Consider the following 19,904-nt stretch of genomic DNA (forward strand, 5'->3'; position numbering starts at 1 on the left):
CGCCGGCGGTCCCGGCGGCACCGGCCCCCGCGCCCTCGGCCCCCGCGCTGGCGGCTCCCGCACCCCCCGCCGCCGCGCCCTCCGGCCTGGCGCTCTCGGGCTCCGCCCCCTCCGCTCCCTCCGCCTCACGCGCCTCACCCGGCACCGGGGACTCGAGCTCGACAGCGAGTCGCTTGCGGGCGCCGATCCATGCCCTGACCGTGGCCTCGTCACCGCCGCACGCCCGGACGAAGGCCGCCACCAGGTCCTCCCGGGGCAGCTCCTGTCGGTTCAGCGCCCCGGCGAGGGTGGCGCGCGGCAGCACGTCTCCGGCCGCCGTGGCGCGGCGTTCCAGCTCTCGGTAACTCAGGTTCGCCCACTGCCGCAGCTGGCGCATCACCGTCACGAACTGCGCGGAGTCCGTGACGTCACGCGGCTGTGGAATCCTTCCGTCCATCTTCGTCCCCCCGTGTTGTTCGGCCTGTGTCTGTTGTCGGAGCGCTCAGTCGTCCTCGGGCCGGTCAAGCGTGGCCCAGCCGCGCATATGCCGTACGACGACATCCCGCACCCGCCGCCGCAGCCGCCGGTCCTCGCCGGGGTCCAGCCCTCCGCCTCGAAGACGGCGTTGTCATGGCCCGTTACGTTACCGGGCGCGCGGCCCGGCCACCTCCGTTACGGCTGGGGCCAGTTGGGCGAGTGCGTCGGCTTCCCGGGTGCCCTCCTCGGCGCCGAAGACGTGCACGACCAGGCCCGTTTCGCCGGGCGCGGCCGGTACGTGCAGCGTCTCGTAGTCCAGGGTGAGCGGCCCGGCCTCCGGGTGCCGCAGCCGCTTGCGGCCCGCCCCGCACATCACGACCTCGCCGGTGGCCCAGATCCGCCGGAAGTCGGCGCTGAGCGCGGACAGTTCGGTGATCAGCGCGGCCAGCTCCGCGTCGTCGGGGTAGCGGCCCGCCGAGACCCGCAGCTGGCCCACGGTCTCCGCCGCCCGGTCCTCCCACTCGGGGAAGACGTCCCGGGAGGCGGGGTCGAGGAAGATGAACCTGGCCTGGTTGCGGTCGCGGCGGGGCGGGTCGGCCAGCCCGCCGACCAGCTCCGCGCCCAGGCCGTTCCAGGCGACCACGTCGAGGCGGTGGTTGGTCGCGAAGGCGGGGAGGCCGCCCATGCCGTCCAGGATCCGCCGCAGCTGGCGGCTGACCCGGGCCTCGGGCGCGGGGCCGCCCCGGCCGCCCGCGAGGGTGGCGAGGTGCCGGCGCTCCGCCGCGTCCAGGCACAGCGCCTTCGCGAGCGCGTCGAGCACCTCGGGCGAGGGCTGGGTGGCCCGACCCTGTTCCAGGCGTACGTAGTAGTCCACGCTGATCCCGGCGAGCTGGGCCAGCTCCTCGCGGCGCAGCCCGCGCACCCGCCGGCGCCCGCCGCCGGCGAGCCCCACGCGCTCCGGCGCGACGCGTCCCCGGCGGACCCGCAGAAAGCCGCCGAGCGCCCGCCGGGTGTCGCCGATCTCGTCGATGCGGCTGCCCACGTCCTCCGAGTCCTCCTTGTCCTCCGTACGCATGCGTTCCAGTATGCGTGGCCCTCGCGATACCAGGATCGCCGTTCCTCCGGTCGCCGCTTCCTCCGGTTGAACAGGGTTCTGGCTGTCGCGCCACGCCCGGGGGAACGTGGCCCCATGACCGAAGCCACGCCGCAGCGGCGGAAGAAGATCCTCGTCGTCAGCGCCCATCCGGAATCCCGCTCGCTCAATGCCTCCCTGACCTCCTTCGCGGTCGAGCACCTGCGCGCCGCCGGGCACGAGGTGCGGGTGTCCGACCTGTACGCGATGAAGTGGAAGGCGGCGGTGGACGCCGACGACTTCCCCGGCCACGCCCCCGACCGGCGGCTGGATGTGCTGGCCGCCCAGGGGGAGGCCACGCTGAAGGAGCGGCTGTCGCCCGACGTCGCGGCCGAGCAGGAGAAGGTGCGCTGGTCGGACGCGGTGATCCTGCAGTTCCCGCTGTGGTGGTTCTCGGTGCCCGCGATCATGAAGGGCTGGATCGACCGGGTGTTCACCTTCGAGTTCGCCCACGGCCCGTCCGTCCCCCCGCCCTACAGCGAGGGCGCCCTGGCCGGGCGACGGGCCCTGCTGTCGGTGACCATCGGTGCCCGGGAGTCGTCATTCGCCGACCGGGGAATCCACGGGCGGCTGAGCGACGTCCTCTTCCCGCTCCAGCACGGCCTGTTCTGGTTCACCGGCATGGCGCCGCTGGAACCCTTCGCGCTGTACGGCTCGCTCGACGTGTCGGACGAGCGGTTCGCGCGGACCCAACGGGATTACGGGCGGCGGCTCGACCGGCTCTTCACCGACGAGCCGGTCGCCTACCGCTCGCTCACCGGCGGCGACTACGGCCGCGACATGCGGCTGCTCCCGGGCGCGGAGGCGCCGGGGACGAGCGGTCTCGACATCCACGTACGCCCGCGCGGCCAGCGGGACTCCCGGGACTAGGCCGTGTCCGCCGCGCCCCCAGGGGCGCTCCCCCGCGCCTCGGACCGCTCCTGCGCCGCCAGGACCTCGTCCTTGTACCGCATTGCCCACGCGCCCATCGCCCGCATGGGGACGAGCAGCGCGGTGCCGGCCTCGGTCAGCGCGTAGTCCACGCGCGGCGGCGCCTCCGCGTACGTACGGCGCTCGACCAGGCCGTTGTGCTCCAGGCGCCGCAGCGAGTCGTTGAGGACCTTGGGGCTGATCCCGCCGATCCGGGCGACCAGCGCCCGGGGCCGCATCGGGCCGGCGGCGCCGAGGGTGTAGACCACGACGCTGTCCCAGCGGTTCGCGAGCACCTCGAACGCGACGCGGGCCTGGCAGTCCGCCGTGTACGCGGGGTCGGCGTCTTCCTGGGTGGCGTCCTGCGGGCAGTTCGGCTGCTCCATGCGTGCATCATGCCCCATCCGATGGACACCGTGTGGTGTGTGTCGGAATCCCTACAGTCACGCCCTGTCCACTTCACCACTTCACCTCGGATCGGGGAGCACCATGCGCATCGGCATTCTTGGCACGGGCGGGATGGCCACCACACTGGGCGGGGCCTGGGTCCGCGCCGGGCACGAGGTCCTCGTCGGCGGACGCGACCGCGCGGCGGCCGAGGAGACCGCCGCGCGGATCGGCGCCGCCGGACACGGCACGCTCGCCGACGCGGCGGCGTACGGCCCGGCCGTCCTGGCGGCGGTCCCGGCGGACGTGGGGCCCGAGCTGGTCAAAGGGTTCGCGGAGGTCCTCGCCGGCCGTACGGTGATCGACTGCAGCAACCCGATCGTGCCGGGCGACGACGGCCTGGTGCTGTCGACCGGCGCCACGACCTCGATCGCCCGGCGGATGGCGGACGCCGCGCCGGACGCCCGGGTCGTCAAGGCGTTCAACCTCTGCCACGACAGCATCTGGACTCTGCCGCGCCCCGAGTTCCAGGGCGCCCCGCTGGCCGTCCCGTTCTGCGGCGACGACCCGGGTGCGCTCGACCTGACCGCCGCGCTCATCACCTCGATGGGGTGCACGCCCCTCCCGTGCGGCGGGCTGGCCCGCGCGGTGTACGTGGAGGCGACGGCGGCCTTCGCGATCGGGGCCTGGCTGGACGGCGCGGAACCGCGGTTCGCGTTTCCGGTGCCCATGGCGGCGTCGGTGTAGCGGGTGCCGGACTTCTAACCGCCCGAGACGGCGCGGAGTTGCCCGTCGACCCACTCGGCGACCTCTCTCGACGTGGTGCCGCCCCCGTAGCCGTCGCAGTTCACCTGGGCCAGGTAAGGACCGACGCGGAAAAGATATGACCCACTGAGGATGCTTTCGGAGGAATAGGACTCCTCCCCTGCCGCCGTGTGATCGTCCGCATTGTGGCCCTCCGCTTTGATTTTCGATCGGAACCGGCCGCCGGCCGCTTTGCCGTCCTTGTATCCGAAGACAGTGACGTCGAGTTTGTAATGCTCGACGGTGCCACCGGATTCGTCCTGGCCCACGAAATCGCAGTGCACGCCTGTTTGGCTCCCCGCGGGCCCGCCCACGCTCTTCGCGTTCGGTACCGCCTTGGCGTTCGGGACCCACTCGCTCAGTTTGGGATGCTTCGCGAGGGGATCGCAGAGGTCGGGTACGACGGCGGGTTTTGCCTGCACTTCTGGCGTCTTGGTGCTGTTCTTGTTCTTGTCGGGCGAAGAGCCGCCGTCATCGTCCCCGGACGTCAGGAGCAGGCTGAGGCCCGCGCCGAGCGCGAATGCGGCGACGGTGGCCACGAGAACCAGGGAGAGCTTTCGCTTCTCTCCTTTCCGCGGCTCTTCCGGGGGCCGCAGGCCGAACGTGCCTGTCGCCGGCTTCGTCGGAGTGGGCGGCACCCCGGTGACGACGCGTGTCTCCGTGCGGGCGTCGCTGCCGGCAGTGGACGCGCACAGCTCGGTCAGACGCTCGTGGACGGCTTCGGCGGTCTGCGGCCGCCGCGCCGGGTCACGCTGAAGGAGCTCCGAAACCAGGCGGTTCACGGCTTCCGGGGTGTCGGGGCGGAGGCGGTTCAGCGCGGGTGCCTCCTCGTCGAGTTTGCGGCGGATGACCGACAGGCCGCTCTTTCCGGTGAAGGGCGGCTGTCCGGTGAGGAGGGTGAACAGGACCCCACCGAGTGCGTACAGGTCGGAGCGTTCATCGCCGCGCTCGTCGAGGAACTGCTCGGGCGCCCCGTACAACGCGGTGCCGGCCGGGGTCAGTTCGGTGGTGGAGGCCACGGTGAAGGTGTGGGTGTGGGCGAAGCCGGCGATGCCGAAGTCGACGACCTTGACGCCCCCGTCGGCGGTGAGCATGACGTTCGACGGCTTGATGTCGTAGTGCACGATCCTGGCCCGGTGCGCCGCCACCAGCGCGGCACAGATTTTCCGGGCGATGTCCAGCGCCGGCGACAGCTCCATCGCCCGCTGGTCGCGCACCCGCTCCGCGAGCGTGATGCCGTCCACGTGCTCCATCACCATGTACCGCAGGCCGTCGTGGACGCCCCGCTCGTAGAGAACGACCACATGGGGGTGGCTGATCTGCGCGGCGGCGATCGATTCCCGTTCGAAGCGCTTCCGCACCTCGGGCGACAAGTACTCGTCACGGGCGACGAATTTGATGGCGACGTCCCGGTGCAGGTCCCGGTCCCGGCCGACCCACACCTCGCCCATTCCGCCGGAGCCGAGCCGCCTGACCAACTCGTACTTGCCCGCGATCACCGTGCCGCGTTCGATGCTTGCCACCTGCCACCCCTCGTGACCTGTCCACGCCCAGACGCTCCAGTGTCACACCACGCCCCCGACCGGCAGCCGGTTCCCAGGCCGGAAGCTCGTTCGCGCGTCCGCGTAGGGTGAGGCCCGTACGCGTGAACGGGGAGCGGGGCAGTGCGGATAGAGCGACACCAGGTGGGCGAGGTGGCGGTTGCGGCGGCCCGGGAGGGCTTCGCCGACAGGATCGGCTCGATGGTCCACTCCATGTCGAGGGCCGGCCGGATGACCACCTGCGAGTGGGAGCTGATCTCCGAGGAATTCCTCGACTGCCTGGGCGCGCTGTCCGTCGAGTTCCCCGACCTCGACACCCCCGAGGCCAAGGCCCTCCTCGACAACGCCACCGAGGCCGCCGCCGGCGCCGTGGCGTACGCCGCGTACTACCCGCGCCACCACTTCCAGGTCTTCCTCGACTACGTGGACTTCGGGATGAGCTACGACTCCGGGTCCGAGGGCGGCCCGGAGTCCGTCTCCCTGGGCCACTGGCTCGACGCCTTCTGTCTGGCGGTGCTCTCCGACAAGGCGGAGTGGCACGGCGAGGCGTTCCACTTCGCCCGGGGCCCGCTTCAGCGGGGCGGGGCCGGGCGGCCCGACGTGGAGCTGGTCAACGGCTTCATGGCGTATGTCATCGGCGACACGGGGGACGACGACGCGGACTACCCGCCGTCCAGGGAGCAGAAGCTCGCCGCGCTCGACGCTGCGCTCGCCCGGATCGGGGCCCTCGACGGGGCGGGCGGCGGCGGGCTCCTCGGCCGGCCGCAGACCGGCGCGCTGCGCGCGCTGCGCGCCCTGACCGTCGGGGACCGGGATTCCTTCCGCGAGGAGCTGGCCGCGCTGCTGCTGGCGTACCGCGCCATGTCGGGCCCGGGGGCCAGGCCACGCACCCTGCTGCCGCTCCTCCCGCTGGCCCTGGCCGCGCTGGCTTGTCGTCGCGAGGGCTGGCAGCCGCCCGTGGACAGCGGGTATCTGCCGCGTGCGCTGGTGACCGGGTTCGAGGCCGCCGGGCCACGGGTGGAGCGTTACGGCCGCAACCGGCGCCCGGACGCGGTCGCGGCGCTGACGGCCGGGCCGGTGGTGGTCGAGCGGCCAGGGAATCCGCAGGCCGTACACCCGGAGAGCGAGGCCCTGTTCGAGAAGTACACCAGGGAGGCCCTGGCTCCGGCGGGCGGGGAGCCGCTCTACGCGGGGGACCTGGCGAGCGCCATGGGCTACCAGGACATCCTCTTCAAGGCCCGTGCCTCGCTCTCCGCCGACGTCACGGACCAGCAGATCGGCAATCTGCGCCTGGCCGCCGAGCTGGGCGCCGCGCTGTTCCGCACCGCGCTCGCCGAGCCCGGCACCGACGTGGCGGTGACGATCGACGGCGAGGCGCTCGTCTACCCCGCCTACCACGGTGACCAGGCGGGGCCCGGGAGCTGGCACACCGCCATGAACTTCGCGCTGATCGGCGGCCGGCGGGAGGAGATCGCCGCGCTCGTCCTCAGCGGGTCGGCCCGACTGGAGGGGGACGGCTCGGCCTTCGCCTCGTACCGCCGGGCGCTGCACGACTATCTGCGGGGCGTGGACCCCGAACCGGCCACGGACCGCGCTCTGGAGGACTGCGAGAAGGCCAGGACCTGGGGGTTCTTCCCGCCGCCCGCCGTGTTGCTGTCCCAGCTGGTCGAGGGCGACGAGGAGAGCTTCAACCTGGCCCTGGTCGACGCCCTCGAAACCCACCGCGCCCACTACCAGGTCGCCGACCGCGCCGAGGACTCCGACGCGGCGATCAACCTCGACATCCTGGCCCTGGTCTGCCACGCCCGCCGCCGGGGCTGGGCCATCCGGGTCGTCTCCCCGTATCTGCCGCCGAGGCTGCTCACCGGCTGACGTCGCTCACCGGCTGAAGTCGGCGCTGAAGTCGGCGGCGTGGTCGGCCGCCCAGGAGCGGTAGGTGCGGGCCGGCGCGCCGGTGACGGCCTCGACCACCCGGCTGACGGCCGGGGGAGGGGCGGCGCGGTGGTGGCCGTCCTCGGTGCGGGTGGCTTCACGATCGGCGGGCCGGACGGGCGGTGCCACCCGGCGGGGGAGAGGCGCGGGAAACCGTCAGGGGCGGGCGGGAGGTGACGGATACCGTCACGGCTCGGTCGGCCGCCGCCGGTCCGGGTCGCCGGCCCAGGCCGCGAGTTCGGCGCGGATACGGCGGTCCATGGCCATCGACAGCTCGGCGTCCACGACGCCCTTGGCCATCGGCCGCAGCTCCTCCAGCGTCTCGCCGATCCGGGAGGGGGGCTCGGCCAGGACCGTGGTGCGCAGGAGGGTGGCGAACACCTCGGCGATCGCGTCCACATGGCGGCGCAGGTCGCGGGCCGCCTCCAGGACGGCGGCCAGCGGCAGACCCCGGTCGACCAGGTCGCGTGAGACGTCCAGCAGGCGGCGGCTGACGTGGACCAACTGGTCGCCGTCCACCGCGAGATAGCCGAGGTCGAGCGAGGCGGCCAGGTTCTCCGGCGTCGCCTCGCCCCGGAAGTAGTCGGCCAGGGCCTCCGGGGTGAGCCGGACGGGGGTCTCCTCGGACCAGGCGGGGACGGGGATGGGGGCGGGCCGCACGCCGAGGAGTTCGGCGACGTCGCGGGCGCCGCCGTCGAAGGCGGCGAGGAGTTCGGCGATGCCGCCGAGGGTGTGGCCGCGCTCCAGGAGGGCCGCGATCGTCCGGAGCCGGGCGAGGTGGTGGTCGTTGTACCAGGCGATGCGGCCCTCGCGGCGCGGCGGCGGGATGAGCTTGCGCTCCCGGTAGAAGCGCAGGGTGCGCACGGTGATCCCGGCCTCCTCGGCCAGTTCCGCGATGCGGTATTCGCGGTTCCGCTCCGGGCCGTTCGGTTCCGGCCCGTCCGGCGCTATGGGGTCTTCGCTTGTCGCCACCTCGGCAGCCTATGCCGCGCCGGCGCGCCCGAACCGCCGGTAACTTCCTTCCGCCCGGCCCCTACCGCTCGGTAGCTCCCTGTCCTACCCTCCAACTGTGCCAGTAATTGCTGGCACGGTTCCGAGTGTTGTGGGAGGCGGCCACATGACTGGCGCTGAACTGACGCGAGAGCACGTACGGGTGGCGGTGATCGGAGCCGGCTTCGGCGGTCTTGGGGCGGCCGTGCGGCTGCGCCGGGCGGGGATCACCGACTTCGTGGTCCTGGAGCGGGCCGGGGCGGTCGGAGGCACCTGGCGGGACAACACCTATCCGGGCTGCGCCTGCGACGTGCCCTCCCACCTGTACTCCTTCTCCTTCGCGCCCAACCCCGAGTGGCCGCGCAACTTCTCCGGGCAGCCGCACATCCGCGCGTATCTGGAGCGGGTCACCGACACGTTCGGCCTGCGGCCGCACCTCCGCTTCGACGCCGAGGTGCGGGCCCTGCGCTGGGACTCGCGCGCGCTGCACTGGGAGATCGACACCGCGTCGGGCCCGCTGACCGCCGATGTCGTGGTCAGCGCCACCGGGCCGCTGTCCGACCCGAGGATCCCCGACATCCCCGGCCTGGCCGGCTTCCCCGGCGCGGTCTTCCACTCCTCCCGCTGGGACCACGGCTACGACCTGCGCGGCAAGCGGGTCGCGGTGATCGGCACCGGCGCCTCCGCCATCCAGATCGTGCCCGCCATCCAGCGGGAGGTGGCCCGGCTGACCCTCTTCCAGCGCACCCCGGCCTGGGTGCTGCCGCGCATGGACCGCCGTATCTCGGCGGCCGAACAGTGGCTGCACACCAGGGTCCCGGCGACCCGCGCGCTGCGGCGGGCGGCGCTGTGGGCGGTCCGGGAGCTCCAGACGGGCGCCTTCACCAAGCGGCCCGACGCGCTGCGGCTGGTGGAGCGGGTGGCCCTGCGCCACATGCGGCGGGCCATCGACGACCCGGCCCTGCGGGCGCGGCTGACCCCCGACTACCGGCTCGGCTGCAAGCGTGTCCTGCTGTCCGGCGACTACTACCCGGCGCTGGCCCAGCCGCACGTCGATGTCGTCGCGGCCGGGCTGAAGGAGGTGCGCGGCTCCACGCTCGTGGCCGCCGACGGCACCGAGACCGAGGCCGACGCGATCATCTTCGGCACCGGCTTCCACGTGACCGACATGCCGATCGCGCGGCGGGTGACCGGGGCGTACGGGACCACGCTCGCCGAGGAGTGGCGGGACGGCATGGCGGCGCTGCGCGGGACGAGTGCGGCGGGCTTCCCGAACTTCCTGACCATCATCGGGCCCAACACGGGCCTGGGGACCAGCTCGATGATCCTCGTCATCGAGGCACAGCTCGCGTATCTGGTCGACTTCATGCGGCAGTTGGACGTGCTGGGCGCCGGCGCGGGCGGAAAGGTCGCGCTGGACGCCCGGCCCTCGGCGGTGCGCGCCTGGACCGACCGGATGCGGGAGCGGCTGAGCCGTTCGGTGTGGAACGTGGGCGGCTGCGACAGCTGGTACTTGCAGGACGGGCTCAATACGACGGTGTGGCCGGGGACCACGGCGGAGTTCCGCAGGGCCACGCGGCGGGTGGACGTGACCGAGTACCGGGTGCTGAGGCCGGAGCGGGAGGCACCACCCGACACCGCGCGGGACACCGCGCGAGACGCGGACGCGCACGCGGAGACGGGCACGGGCTCGGGCGCGGTGGGCGCGGGTTCCGGCGCGGGGCGGAGGGCGTGGTGAGGCGCCGCCCGGCGCGGCTCCTCGCCTCGGGGCCGTACGCGCCGCCCACCGCCGTGAGCGAACTGTCCGTCGTCTCCGCCGACGGCTCCCGCCTGCACGCCGAGCTGCACGGCCCCGAGGGCGCCCCGGCCGTCGTGCTGGTGCACGGCTGGACCTGCTCGACCGCCTTCTGGGCCCCCGTCGTCCGCGAGCTGGCCGCCGATCACCGGATCGCCCTCTACGACCAGCGCGGCCACGGCCGCAGCCCGGCCGTCGGCCCCGGCGGCTACAGCACCCACGCGCTCGCCGACGACCTGGCGGCGGTGCTGGAGCAGACACTCGCGGCCGGGGAGCGGGCCGTCGTGGTGGGTCACTCCATGGGCGGCATGACGCTGATGGCGGCCGCCGACCGGCCGCAGCTGCGCGAGCGCGCGGCGGCCGCGCTGCTGTGCAACACCGGCGCCTCCCGGCTGATCGACCGGGGCCGGGTCGTGCCGCTGCGCGGCGAGCGCCTGCGCACCCGGGTGCAGCGCGCCCTGCTGTGCTCCAGCGCGCCGTTCGGGCCGGTCACGCCGCTGTCCAGGCGCCTGGTGAAGTACGTGACGATGGGCCCGGCCGCGGGTCCCGCCGCGGTGGCGGCCTGCGCGGGCATCGTGCACGCCTGCCCCAGGGCGGTGCGGGCCGCGTGGGCGCGGGTCATCGGCGAGCTGGACCTCGAAGCGGAGGTGGGGCGGCTGGCCCTGCCGACCGCCGTCCTCGCCGGCACCGCCGACCGGCTGACCCCGCCGGAACACGCCCGCTCGCTGGCGGCCCGGCTGCCCCGCTGCGTGGGCCTCACGGAACTCGACGGGCTCGGCCACATGTCGCCCGTCGAGGACCCGGCGGCGGTGAGCCGGGTGATCCGCGACCTGGTGGCGACGTACGGGCGGGAGGCGGCAGGGCAGGACGTAGAGCGGACAGGCGGGACCGGGACCGAGACCACCAAGGAGCCGACGACATGAGTGCGCGCGGGAGTCTGGAAGGCAGGGTCGCCGTCGTGACGGGCGCGGCGCGGGGCGTGGGGGAGTCGCTCGCGCGCAAGCTGTCCGCGCGCGGGGCGAGGCTGGCGCTGGTCGGGCTGGAACCCGACGGGCTGCGGCGGGTGGCGGCGGGCCTCGGCACCGAGGCCGCGTACTGGCACGCCGATGTCACCGACCACGAGGCGATGGCCCGGGTGGCCGGGGAGGTCGCCGAGCGCTTCGGCGGGGTGGACATCGTCGTCGCCAACGCCGGGGTGGCCCAGGCCGGTCCGTTCCCGGACACCGACGAGGCGGCCTGGCGGCGCGTCATCGAGGTCAATCTGCTGGGCAGCGCCACGACCGCCCGCGCGTTCCTGCCCGCGCTGCTGGAGAGCCGTGGCTATCTGCTGCAGATCGCCTCGCTCGCCGCGATCACGCCCGCGCCGATGATGTCCGCGTACTGCGCGTCCAAGTCCGGGGTCGAGGCGTACGCGCACTGTCTGCGCGCCGAGGTGGGCCATCGCGGGGTACGGGTCGGCGTGGCCTACCTCAGCTTCACCGACACCGACATGGTGCGCGGCTTCGAGCGGGACGACGTGCTGCGGGAGCTGCGGGGCCGGCTGCCCTGGCCCGTCAACCGCACCTGCCCGCTCGGTCCGGCCACCGACCGGCTGGTGGCCGGGATCGAGCGCCGGGCGACACATGTGTACGGGCAGTGGTGGCTGCGCGGCATGCAGCCGGTGCGGGGCGTCCTGCCCGCGCTGATCGGCACCCTCGCGCAGCGCGACATGCGCCGCTACGAGCCCCTGCTCGCGGCGACGCGCGAGCGGCGTACCGGGCTGGTGGGGGCGGGCGGTGAGGCGGACGACAAGGCGCGGAGCGAGCGCCCATGAGAGGCCCATGGTCGAAATGCGGCGTACGTCCCCGCATGTCACGCTGGTCGGGCCCATCCTCCGCCACCCCCTGAGGAGTGACACCGATGGCCAGCAAGGACCAGTTCAACGAGAAGGCCCGGCAGAGCAGGCGCAAGGCGCAGGGCGACCGGACCGAGGAGGCGCGACCCGGCCGGGGGCAGTCGCAGCAGCCCCGGCGCGAGCAGCCGCCGCGCGAGACCGGCGGGCGTCCGGCCCGGGAGCGGGAAGAGGGCATCGAGGACCAGGAGCCCTTCGAGGACATGTGACCTCGGTGGGCCCAGGGGCGCGTCCGGTTCCGCGAACGCGCCCCACCCGCGTACGCCCTGTCTCGTACGCGGGTGGGATCGGACGCGGGTGGGACCGGGGGGTCAGCCGCTTCTCGGCGGCAGCTTCGGACGCCGCAGGTCCGGCACGTCCGAGTAGTCCGGTGGCGTCGCGGCCGGGTGCCGCTCCAGCAGGTCGAGCGCCGTGCGCACCGCGACGCCGAGCTGCGGGTGGCGGCCCTCCGCCCAGTCCAGCGGCGAGCGCGGCGCCTCGATGTCCGGCTCCACGCCGTAGTTCTCGACCCCCCACCCGTACGCGTCGAACCAGGCCGCGTTCATCGGCACCGTGATCGAGGTGCCGTCCCCCAGCTCGTGGTGGCCGGTCATGCCGACGACGCCGCCCCAGGTGCGCAGGCCCACCACCGGGCCGATGCCCTGGATCTTGAAGGCCGCCGTGATCATGTCGCCGTCGGAAGAGGTCATCTCGTCGGCGACCGCGACGATCGGCCCGCGCGGCGCGTTGCTGGTGTACGAGACGGGCTGGGCGTGGCGGGTGAGGTCCCAGCCCATGATGACGCGGGTGAGCTTCTCGACGACGAGCTCGCTGATGTTGCCGCCCGCGTTGCCCCGTACGTCCACGATCAGCGCCGGGAACGACACCTCGCGGCGCACATCGCGGTTGAACTGGGCCCAGCCGGAGCCACCCATGTCGGGGATGTGCAGATAGCCGCACCGCCCGTCGCTCAGCTCGCGCACCACCGCGCGCCGCTTGGCCACCCAGTCCTGGTAGCGCAGCGGCCGGTCGTCGATGAGCGGCTGCACCGCGACCCGGCGCGGCGGGCCCTCCCCGTCGGCGGGCAGGAAGGTGAGCTCGACCGTGGTGCCGCCGGCGGCGGTGAGCAGCGGGTAGGGGCCGGCCACCGGGTCCACCGGGCGGCCGTCGACATGAGTGAGGGTGGCGCCGTCGCGGATCCCGGTGCCGGCGAGCGGCGAGCGTGCCCGGGAGTCGGAGGACTCGCCGGGCAGGATGCGGGAGACGATCCAGGCGCCATCCTTGGTGCGCGCGAAGTTGGCGCCGAGCAGTCCGAAGGGGCGCTGGTAGTGGCCCGGGCCCTCGTTGCGGCGGGCCGGGATGACATACGCGTGGGAGGTGCCGAGTTCGCCCTGGACCTCGCGCAGCAGATCGGCGAACTCGTCGGGGGAGGCGACCCGTTCGACCAGCGGGCGGTACTGGGCGAGCGCCGCGTCCCAGTCGACGCCGCACATGTCGGGCTCCCAGTAGTAGGCGCGGGTGATCCGGCCCGCCTCGTCATACGCCTGCCGCCACTCGGCGGCCGGGTCGACGGTGTGCTGGATCCGCCGCATGTCGATGTGGACGGTCGAATCGCTGTCGGCGCTCTCGGTGGCGGGCACCGCCCGCAGATCGCCGTCGTCGTTGACCACCAGGCGGGTGCCGTCGCCGCTGACCTCGAACCAGTCCAGCTCGCCGGTGAGTTCGGTGCGCTTGGCCTTGACCAGGTCGAAGTGTTCGAGGGTGGGGCGGGAGGAGGTCTCGGCCGGGTTGGCGAAGGTCTCGCCGAGCGCGCCGGAGATGGGCCAGCGCAGCCACACCAGCCCGCCGCCGCTGACCGGGCGCAGGCCCGAGTACTTGGAGGCGGCCACCGGGAAGGCCGTGACCCGGCTGGACAGCCCCTCCACCTCGATCGTGACCGTGCCCTCGGTGTCCCCCTCGCCCTCGCCGTCCAGGTCGAGGCCGCCCGCGGCCGGGCGGCCCTCGGGGGAGAGCGCGAAGGGGGAGGGGGTGGCGGAGGACAGCGGTACGAGGTAGGGGCGGCAGCCGAGCGGGAAGGACAGGTCGCCGGTGTGCACGTCGTAGACCGGGTCGAAGCCGCGCCAGGACAGGAACGCCAGATACCGGCCGTCGCGCGTGAAGACCGGCTCCTCGTCCTCGAACCGCCCGCTGGTCACGTCCACGACCGTCCGGTCCGAGAGCCGCGCGATCTTTATCTGGCGCAGGGTGCGGCCGATGCCGGGGTGCGACCAGGCCAGCCAGCCGGAGTCGGGGGAGAAGGCCAGCTCGCGCACCGGGCCGTTCACCGACCGGATCAGCTCGCTGACCTCGTCGCCGCCCTCCTCGCCGCCCTCCTTGCCGCCCTCGGGCGTGCCGGCTGAGGCGTCCGGTGCTCCGTCCGGTGACCCCGTGTCCTCCACCGGCGGCACCGTGGGCACCGTGTCCGGCGAGGTGTCGATCAGCAGCAGCCGCCCGTCGTGCGAGGCCACCGCGAGCCGGGTGCCGTCCGGCGACGCGACCATCTCGCGCACCCGTCCGAGCCGGCCCGAGGCCAGCCGCCGCCGCTCCTCCGGGCCGCTCGCGCGCGGCAGGTACGCGATCTCGATGGCGTCCTCGCCCCCGGCGTCCGTCACATACGCCACCCGCCCGCTGTCGCCCAGCATCTCCGGCAGCCGCACCCGCACCCCGGGGGTGTCGGCGAGGGTCCTGGCGGGGCCGTCCCGGTGGGTCAGCCAGTACAGGCTGCCCCGTACGCACACCGCGCTCGCCCGGCCCGTGGTGTCCACCGAGAGGCCGTTGATGTGGGAGGAGGCCGGGACCTGGTACGGGCGCCGTCCGGTGCGCGCCCCGCCGAGCCGCACGTCGAGACGGCGCGGCTCGGCGCGCGGGCCCAGGTCGTCCACCAGCCACAGATCGCCGGCGCACTGGTAGACGACGCGCGAGCCGTCGGTCGAGGCGTGCCGGGCGTAGAAGTCGGCGTGGTCGGTGTGGCGCCGCAGGTCCGAGCCGTCGGGCAGACAGGAGTAGAGGTTGCCGATGCCCTCGTGGTCGGAGAGGAAGGCGATCCGGCCCGCGACGAACATGGGCGAGTCCAGGTGCCCGTTCAGCTCCGGCACCAGGCGCGTGCCGTGCAGCCACAGCCGGCCCGTCGCGCCGCCCCGGTAGCGCTTCCAGGAGGCGGGCTCGTGCGGGGGAGTGCCGGTCAGCAGCAGGGTGCGGCGCTCGCCGTCGAAGTCGGCGACCGCGATGCCGGAGACCGGGCCCCAGGGCAGCTGTCCGCCGGGGCTGCCGTCGGTGGGCAGGCTGTAGGCCCAGGAGAAGTACGAGAACGGCTGGCCGTGGGAGGAGACGGCCAGGATCTGGGAGGTGCCGTCCTGGTCGGGGGGCGTCCAGCCGCAGACCCGGGCGTCGATGCCGCCCCAGTACGTCAGCCGGCGCGCCGGGCCGCCGTCGACCGGGACGAGATGGATCTCCGGGTCGAGGCTGCGCCAGGTCGTGTAGGCGATGTGGGAGCCGTCGGGGGAGAAGCGCGGGTGCCCCACCCGCGTCCGGTCGACCGTCAGCCGCCAGGCCCGCCCGGGGGGCTCGCCGGGCGCGGGCAGCGGTGCGACCCACAGGTCGTCCTCGGCGGCGAAACAGAGCAAGTCGTCGTGCAGATGCGGGAATCGGAGATAAGCGCCGGCGGCCGGGCCCGGGGTGTTCGACAGACCATCACTCACCTGACCATCCTTCCGGGACCACCCGTTCGGGGCAACTCGGTCTTGTGACGCATCCCACGACCGAAACGGGCCCGTTTCGCGCGATGCTCCGCCGAACTGGGCGTACCCTTGTGGTGTACGAAACCGTTTCGTTCGCGCGCTCGCATGTTCGGGAAGGAGGGCATGATGCAGGCAGTGGACCGACGCCGCAGCAGGCTGTCCCCCGAGCGGGAGAGCGAGCTGTACGAAGCCGTCATGGACCTGCTCACCGAGGTCGGCTACGACGCGCTCACCATGGACGCCGTCGCGGCCCGTACCCACTCCAGCAAGGCCACGCTCTACCGGCAGTGGAAGGGCAAGCCGCAGCTCGTCGCAACCGCGCTGCGCCAATCCAAGCCCGTCTCGCTCGCCGACATCGACACGGGCTCGCTGCGCGGCGACCTGCGCGAGATGGTGCGGTGCGGCGACGAGGCCCGGGAGCGCGACGCGGCCCTGCTGCGCGGGCTGGCCCTCGCCGTCCACCACAACCCCGATCTGCTCGAGGCGCTGCGTGAACTGATGGTCGAGCACGAACTAGCCGCCTTCGAGACGGTGCTCCGGCGGGCCGTCGAGCGCGGGGAGGTCGCCCCGGACCGCCCCGCCCTCCACTACACCGTGCACATGTTGGTGGGCGCCTTCACCACCCGGCCCCTGGTCGAGGCCAAGGAGGCGGACATGGCCTACCTCTTCGACTACATCGACGCCGTGATCCTCCCCGCACTCGGCGTGCCGTCCCCGGCCTCCCCGGCCTCCCCCTGAGGCACCCCTCCCCCCACTCCCCCCGCACCACCCACAACCCCATAGAGCTCCAGCCGGCGCGCCGCTCTCGTCGCCGTCTGGTTCCCCACCCCTGCCAGTAACGCCTACTCGACGGGAGCACCTCTCCTCGTGGCCACGTTCCTCTACAAACTCGGCCGATTCGCCTTCCGGCGACGCCGGTTCGTCGCCCTCATATGGGTGGCGCTCCTCGCGGTCGCCGGTGTCGGGGCCGCCACCGCCTCGCCGCCGGCCAACGACAACTTCTCCATTCCCGGCACGGAGGCCCAGAAGGCCTTCGACCTGCTGGAGCAGCGATCCCCGGGCGGCAACCCCCAGGGCGCCACCGCGCGCGTGGTCTTCCACGCGCCCAAGGGCGAGAAGATGACCGACAAGGCCAACAAGGCCGCGGTCGAGAAGACCGTCCGCGAGCTCAAGTCCGGCTCCGACGAGGTCGCCTCGGTCGCCGACCCCTACAAGACGGGCGCGGTCAGCAAGAAGGGCGACACGGCGTACATCCTGACCTCCTACAAGGTCAGCGCCATGGAGCTGCACGACAAGACCCGGGACGCCCTCAAGGAGGCGGGCCAGGAGGCCCGCGACTCGGGGCTGACGGTCGAGATCGGCGGTGACGCGCTGGAGCAGATGCCCGAGACCGGCGCCACGGAGGTCATCGGCATCGCGATCTCGGCGGTCGTCCTCCTCATCACCTTCGGCTCCCTGGTCGCCGCCGGACTTCCGCTGCTCACCGCGATCATCGGGGTCGGCATCGGCATCTCGTCGATCACCGCCCTCGCCACCACCCTCGGGCTGTCCAGCACCACCTCGACGCTCGCGATGATGATCGGCCTCGCGGTCGGCATCGACTACGCGCTGTTCATCGTCTCCCGCTACCGGGCCGAACTGGCCGAGGGGCAGGAGCGGGAGGAGGCCGCCGGGCGCGCGGTGGGCACCGCGGGCTCCGCGGTGGTCTTCGCCGGGCTCACCGTCGTCATCGCCCTGGCCGGTCTCGCGGTCGTCAACATCCCGGTGCTGTCCAAGATGGGCTTCGCCGCGGCGGGCACGGTGGTGATCGCCGTCCTCATCGCGATCACCCTCATCCCGGCGCTGCTCGGCTTCGCGGGCAACAAGGTGGTCAGCCGCAAGGCCCGCAAGGCCGCCAAGGCCGCGAAGGCCGCCGAGCAGGGCGCGGAGGGCCGGCCGGGTCAGGCCCAGGGCGAGGAGAAGCCCAACGCGGGCACCCGCTGGTCCCGCTTCGTGCTGCGCCGCCCGGTCGTGGTGCTGCTGGTGGGCGTGCTGGGGCTGGGCGCCGCCGCGCTCCCCGCGGCGAGCCTGGAGCTCGGCCTGCCCGACGACGGCTCGCAGCCGACCGACACCACCAAGCGCAAGGCGTACGACCTGATCTCCGACGGCTTCGGCCCCGGCATGAACGGGCCGCTGATGGTGATGGTCGACGCCAAGGGCAGCGACGACCCCAAGGGCGCCGCGGAGCAGGTCCGCAAGACCATCCACGACGTGGACGGCGTCGCCGCGGTCAGCAAGCCGCAGTTCATCAACAAGGACGGCGACACCGCGACCCTGACGGTCATCTCCAAGTACAAGCCGAGCAGCGTGGACACCGAGGACGTGGTGCACCACATCCGCGACAAGGCCGCGTCCCTCAAGGCCGGGACCGGCGCCGAGGTGCTGGTGACCGGCCAGACGGCGATGAACATCGACATCTCGCAGAAGCTCAACGACGCCCTGCTGCCCTACCTGGCGCTGGTCGTCGGCCTGGCCTTCCTGCTGCTGATGGTCGTCTTCCGGTCGCTGCTGGTGCCGCTCAAGGCGGCGCTCGGCTTCCTGCTGTCCGTCGTGGCGGCGCTGGGCGCGGTCGTCGCGGTCTTCCAGTGGGGCTGGGGCGGGAGCCTGTTCAACGTCGAGGAGCCCGGCCCGATCATGAGCATGATGCCGATCTTCATGATCGGCGTGGTCTTCGGCCTGGCGATGGACTACGAGGTCTTCCTGGTGACCCGGATGCGCGAGGCGTACGTCCACGGCGAGCGGCCGGGCCAGGCCGTCGTCACGGGCTTCAAGCACGGCGCCCGGGTGGTGACCGCGGCCGCGGTCATCATGATCAGCGTCTTCGCCGGATTCATCGGCTCGTCCGAGTCGATGGTGAAGATGATCGGCTTCGGCCTGGCCATCGCGGTGTTCTTCGACGCGTTCATCGTCCGCATGGCCATCGTCCCGGCGGTGCTCGCCCTGCTCGGCAAGTCCGCGTGGTGGCTGCCGCGCTGGCTCGACAAGGCGCTGCCGAACGTGGACGTGGAGGGCGAGGGCCTGCGCAAGCAGCTCGGGTCGGGCCCCGAGGCGGGCCGCGATGAGCGGGGCGCGCGGGACGTGCGGGACTCCGACGCGGATCTGACCCGGGTGTAGGACCCGAGGTGAGGCCGGGTGTGAGAGCCCGGCCCCGGTGTGGCGGCGGCCCTTCGCGAGTGCGCGGAGGGCCGCCGTCGTGTGTGCGGGGTGCGCGGCGGGGCGGGAACGCGGGGGCTGGGCGGCGTGTGGGCGGTGATTTTCGCGGGTAGAGCGCTCTTGCGAATTGGTTGCAATAACGGGTTACCATCATCGGGCGGATCAACCGGATTAACGGATTCCGCGGATGAAGCGGACACCCCCGGCGCAGAAGCGGAGCCCCCGTCATGCATGTCCCCGACGGATTCATCGACGCCCCGGTGTCCGTGGCGACCGGCGCGATCGCGGCCGTGGCGGTCGCGGTCAGCCTGCGCGGCGCGCGGCGCGAACTGGGGGAGGGCGGAGGGGCGGTCGGCTCGGGGGCCTCGGGCGCCTCGTCCGGTTCCGTCGGTTCGGCCGGTTCGGCCGGTTCGGTCGGTTCGGTGGGCTCGGTGGGCTCGGTGGGCTCGGTGGGTGAGCGCACCGCCCCGCTGGCCGGGCTCGTGGCCGCGTTCATCTTCGCCGTACAGATGCTGAACTTCCCGGTCGCTGCGGGGACCAGCGGGCATCTGCTCGGCGGGGCGCTGGCGGCGATACTCGTCGGCCCGTACACGGGCGTTCTGTGCGTCTCCGTGGTCCTGCTCATGCAGGGCGTCCTCTTCGCCGACGGCGGCCTCACCGCGCTCGGCGTCAACATCACGGACATGGCGGTGGTCACCACGGTGGTGGCCTACGCCGTCTTCCGCGGCCTCCTGAAGCTCACCCCCCGGCGCCGCCGCTCGGTGACCGTGGCCTCCTTCGTCGCCGCGCTGGTGTCCGTCCCCGCCGCGGCCGTCGCCTTCACCGCGATCTACGCCCTCGGCGGCACGGCCCACGTCTCGCTCGGCAAGGTCTTCACCGCCATGGTCGGTGTGCATCTGCTGATCGGCATCGGCGAGGCCGCGATCACCGCCCTGACGGTGGGCGCGGTCGTCGCCGTACGCCCCGACCTGGTCTACGGCGCCCGGGGGCTGACCCGCACCCTGGAAATCCGCACCGCCACGGTGGCCGCGCCCGCGACCCCCGGCCTGGCGGCGCCCGCGACGGCGGAGGCCGCGCCGGGCCGCGCGGACGCGGCGCCCGGGGCCGCTCCGGCCGGGAC

The 19,904-nt window shown here is 73.3% G+C and carries 16 protein-coding genes and 1 pseudogene; 10 read left to right on the plus strand and 7 right to left on the minus strand.

What is annotated here, in order from left to right; all coding sequences use genetic code 11:
- Both ABFY07_RS41370 and ABFY07_RS41375 read right to left on the minus strand, forming a co-directional pair.
- Positions 1 to 436: helix-turn-helix domain-containing protein (locus ABFY07_RS41370; RefSeq protein ID WP_346179399.1), on the minus strand; the 436-nt coding region annotated here is incomplete at its 3' end.
- Positions 437 to 622: 186 nt separating this feature from the next.
- Positions 623 to 1,531 carry a helix-turn-helix domain-containing protein gene (locus ABFY07_RS41375; protein WP_346179400.1) on the minus strand — a complete coding sequence of 303 codons (909 nt, stop codon included), beginning with the start codon at positions 1,529 to 1,531 and terminating at the stop codon, positions 623 to 625.
- Between the two features lie 114 nt (positions 1,532 to 1,645).
- Between ABFY07_RS41375 and ABFY07_RS41380 the strand changes: the two genes are divergently transcribed.
- Positions 1,646 to 2,458, plus strand: coding sequence for an NAD(P)H-dependent oxidoreductase (locus tag ABFY07_RS41380; RefSeq protein ID WP_346179401.1), 813 nt, complete (start codon positions 1,646 to 1,648; stop codon positions 2,456 to 2,458).
- On the opposite strand, the gene ABFY07_RS41385 is transcribed toward ABFY07_RS41380, so the two are convergent.
- Entirely contained in the window at positions 2,455 to 2,883 is a 429-nt protein-coding gene (locus tag ABFY07_RS41385) for a winged helix-turn-helix transcriptional regulator (protein ID WP_346179402.1), read from the minus strand. The two genes, ABFY07_RS41380 and ABFY07_RS41385, sit on opposite strands and share 4 nt — an antisense overlap.
- Positions 2,884 to 2,986: 103 nt before the next feature.
- Between ABFY07_RS41385 and ABFY07_RS43355 the strand changes: the two are divergent.
- Positions 2,987 to 3,250, plus strand: a pseudogene (locus tag ABFY07_RS43355) (NAD(P)-binding domain-containing protein); the annotation flags it as partial.
- 395 nt (positions 3,251 to 3,645) lie between these two features.
- Here ABFY07_RS43355 and ABFY07_RS41395 read toward each other — a convergent pair.
- Entirely contained in the window at positions 3,646 to 5,211 is a 1,566-nt protein-coding gene (locus ABFY07_RS41395; protein ID WP_346179404.1) for a serine/threonine protein kinase, read from the minus strand.
- A gap of 219 nt (positions 5,212 to 5,430) precedes the next feature.
- On the opposite strand from ABFY07_RS41395, the gene ABFY07_RS41400 reads away from it, so the two are divergent.
- On the plus strand, positions 5,431 to 7,101 hold the full coding sequence (locus ABFY07_RS41400) for an immunity 49 family protein (protein WP_428837104.1): 1,671 nt from the start codon (positions 5,431 to 5,433) through the stop codon (positions 7,099 to 7,101).
- 6 nt (positions 7,102 to 7,107) lie between these two features.
- Here the strand turns inward: ABFY07_RS41400 and ABFY07_RS41405 are convergent, their stop codons facing one another.
- Positions 7,108 to 7,290, minus strand: coding sequence for a hypothetical protein (locus tag ABFY07_RS41405; protein ID WP_346179406.1), 183 nt, complete (start codon positions 7,288 to 7,290; stop codon positions 7,108 to 7,110).
- A gap of 57 nt (positions 7,291 to 7,347) precedes the next feature.
- A complete protein-coding gene (locus tag ABFY07_RS41410; RefSeq protein WP_428837103.1) occupies positions 7,348 to 8,133 on the minus strand; it encodes a MerR family transcriptional regulator in 786 nt (261 codons plus the stop codon).
- 145 nt (positions 8,134 to 8,278) lie between these two features.
- On the opposite strand from ABFY07_RS41410, the gene ABFY07_RS41415 reads away from it, so the two are divergent.
- The 4 genes from ABFY07_RS41415 to ABFY07_RS41430 all read left to right on the plus strand — a co-directional run bounded on the left by ABFY07_RS41415 (position 8,279) and on the right by ABFY07_RS41430 (position 12,046).
- Complete coding sequence (locus tag ABFY07_RS41415) at positions 8,279 to 9,889, plus strand: flavin-containing monooxygenase (protein ID WP_346179407.1); 1,611 nt, start codon at positions 8,279 to 8,281, stop codon at positions 9,887 to 9,889.
- Positions 9,886 to 10,869 carry an alpha/beta fold hydrolase gene (locus ABFY07_RS41420; protein ID WP_346179408.1) on the plus strand — a complete coding sequence of 328 codons (984 nt, stop codon included), beginning with the start codon at positions 9,886 to 9,888 and terminating at the stop codon, positions 10,867 to 10,869. Before ABFY07_RS41415 ends, ABFY07_RS41420 begins: the two co-directional genes overlap by 4 nt.
- Positions 10,866 to 11,759, plus strand: a complete 894-nt coding sequence (locus ABFY07_RS41425; RefSeq protein ID WP_346179409.1) for an SDR family oxidoreductase — start codon at positions 10,866 to 10,868, stop codon at positions 11,757 to 11,759. Before ABFY07_RS41420 ends, ABFY07_RS41425 begins: the two co-directional genes overlap by 4 nt.
- Before the next feature lie 86 nt (positions 11,760 to 11,845).
- The gene (locus ABFY07_RS41430) at positions 11,846 to 12,046 is read left to right on the plus strand and encodes a hypothetical protein (protein WP_346179410.1); all 201 of its coding nucleotides are present in this window, start codon (positions 11,846 to 11,848) and stop codon (positions 12,044 to 12,046) included.
- Positions 12,047 to 12,148: 102 nt separating this feature from the next.
- Here ABFY07_RS41430 and ABFY07_RS41435 read toward each other — a convergent pair whose 3' ends face one another.
- A complete protein-coding gene (locus ABFY07_RS41435) occupies positions 12,149 to 15,553 on the minus strand; it encodes a S41 family peptidase (RefSeq protein WP_346179411.1) in 3,405 nt (1,134 codons plus the stop codon).
- Positions 15,554 to 15,715: 162 nt separating this feature from the next.
- On the opposite strand from ABFY07_RS41435, the gene ABFY07_RS41440 reads away from it, so the two are divergent.
- From ABFY07_RS41440 to ABFY07_RS41450, 3 genes are all read left to right on the plus strand, one after another.
- Positions 15,716 to 16,330, plus strand: a complete 615-nt coding sequence (locus ABFY07_RS41440; RefSeq protein ID WP_346179412.1) for a TetR/AcrR family transcriptional regulator — start codon at positions 15,716 to 15,718, stop codon at positions 16,328 to 16,330.
- Between the two features lie 129 nt (positions 16,331 to 16,459).
- Positions 16,460 to 18,745 carry an MMPL family transporter gene (locus ABFY07_RS41445; RefSeq protein ID WP_346179413.1) on the plus strand — a complete coding sequence of 762 codons (2,286 nt, stop codon included), beginning with the start codon at positions 16,460 to 16,462 and terminating at the stop codon, positions 18,743 to 18,745.
- A gap of 266 nt (positions 18,746 to 19,011) precedes the next feature.
- Positions 19,012 to 19,904: energy-coupling factor ABC transporter permease (locus ABFY07_RS41450; protein ID WP_346179414.1), on the plus strand; the 893-nt coding region annotated here is incomplete at its 3' end.

The organism is Streptomyces sparsogenes subsp. cuspidosporus, assembly GCF_039532705.1.
GTDB classification, from domain to species: domain Bacteria; phylum Actinomycetota; class Actinomycetes; order Streptomycetales; family Streptomycetaceae; genus Streptomyces; species Streptomyces sparsogenes.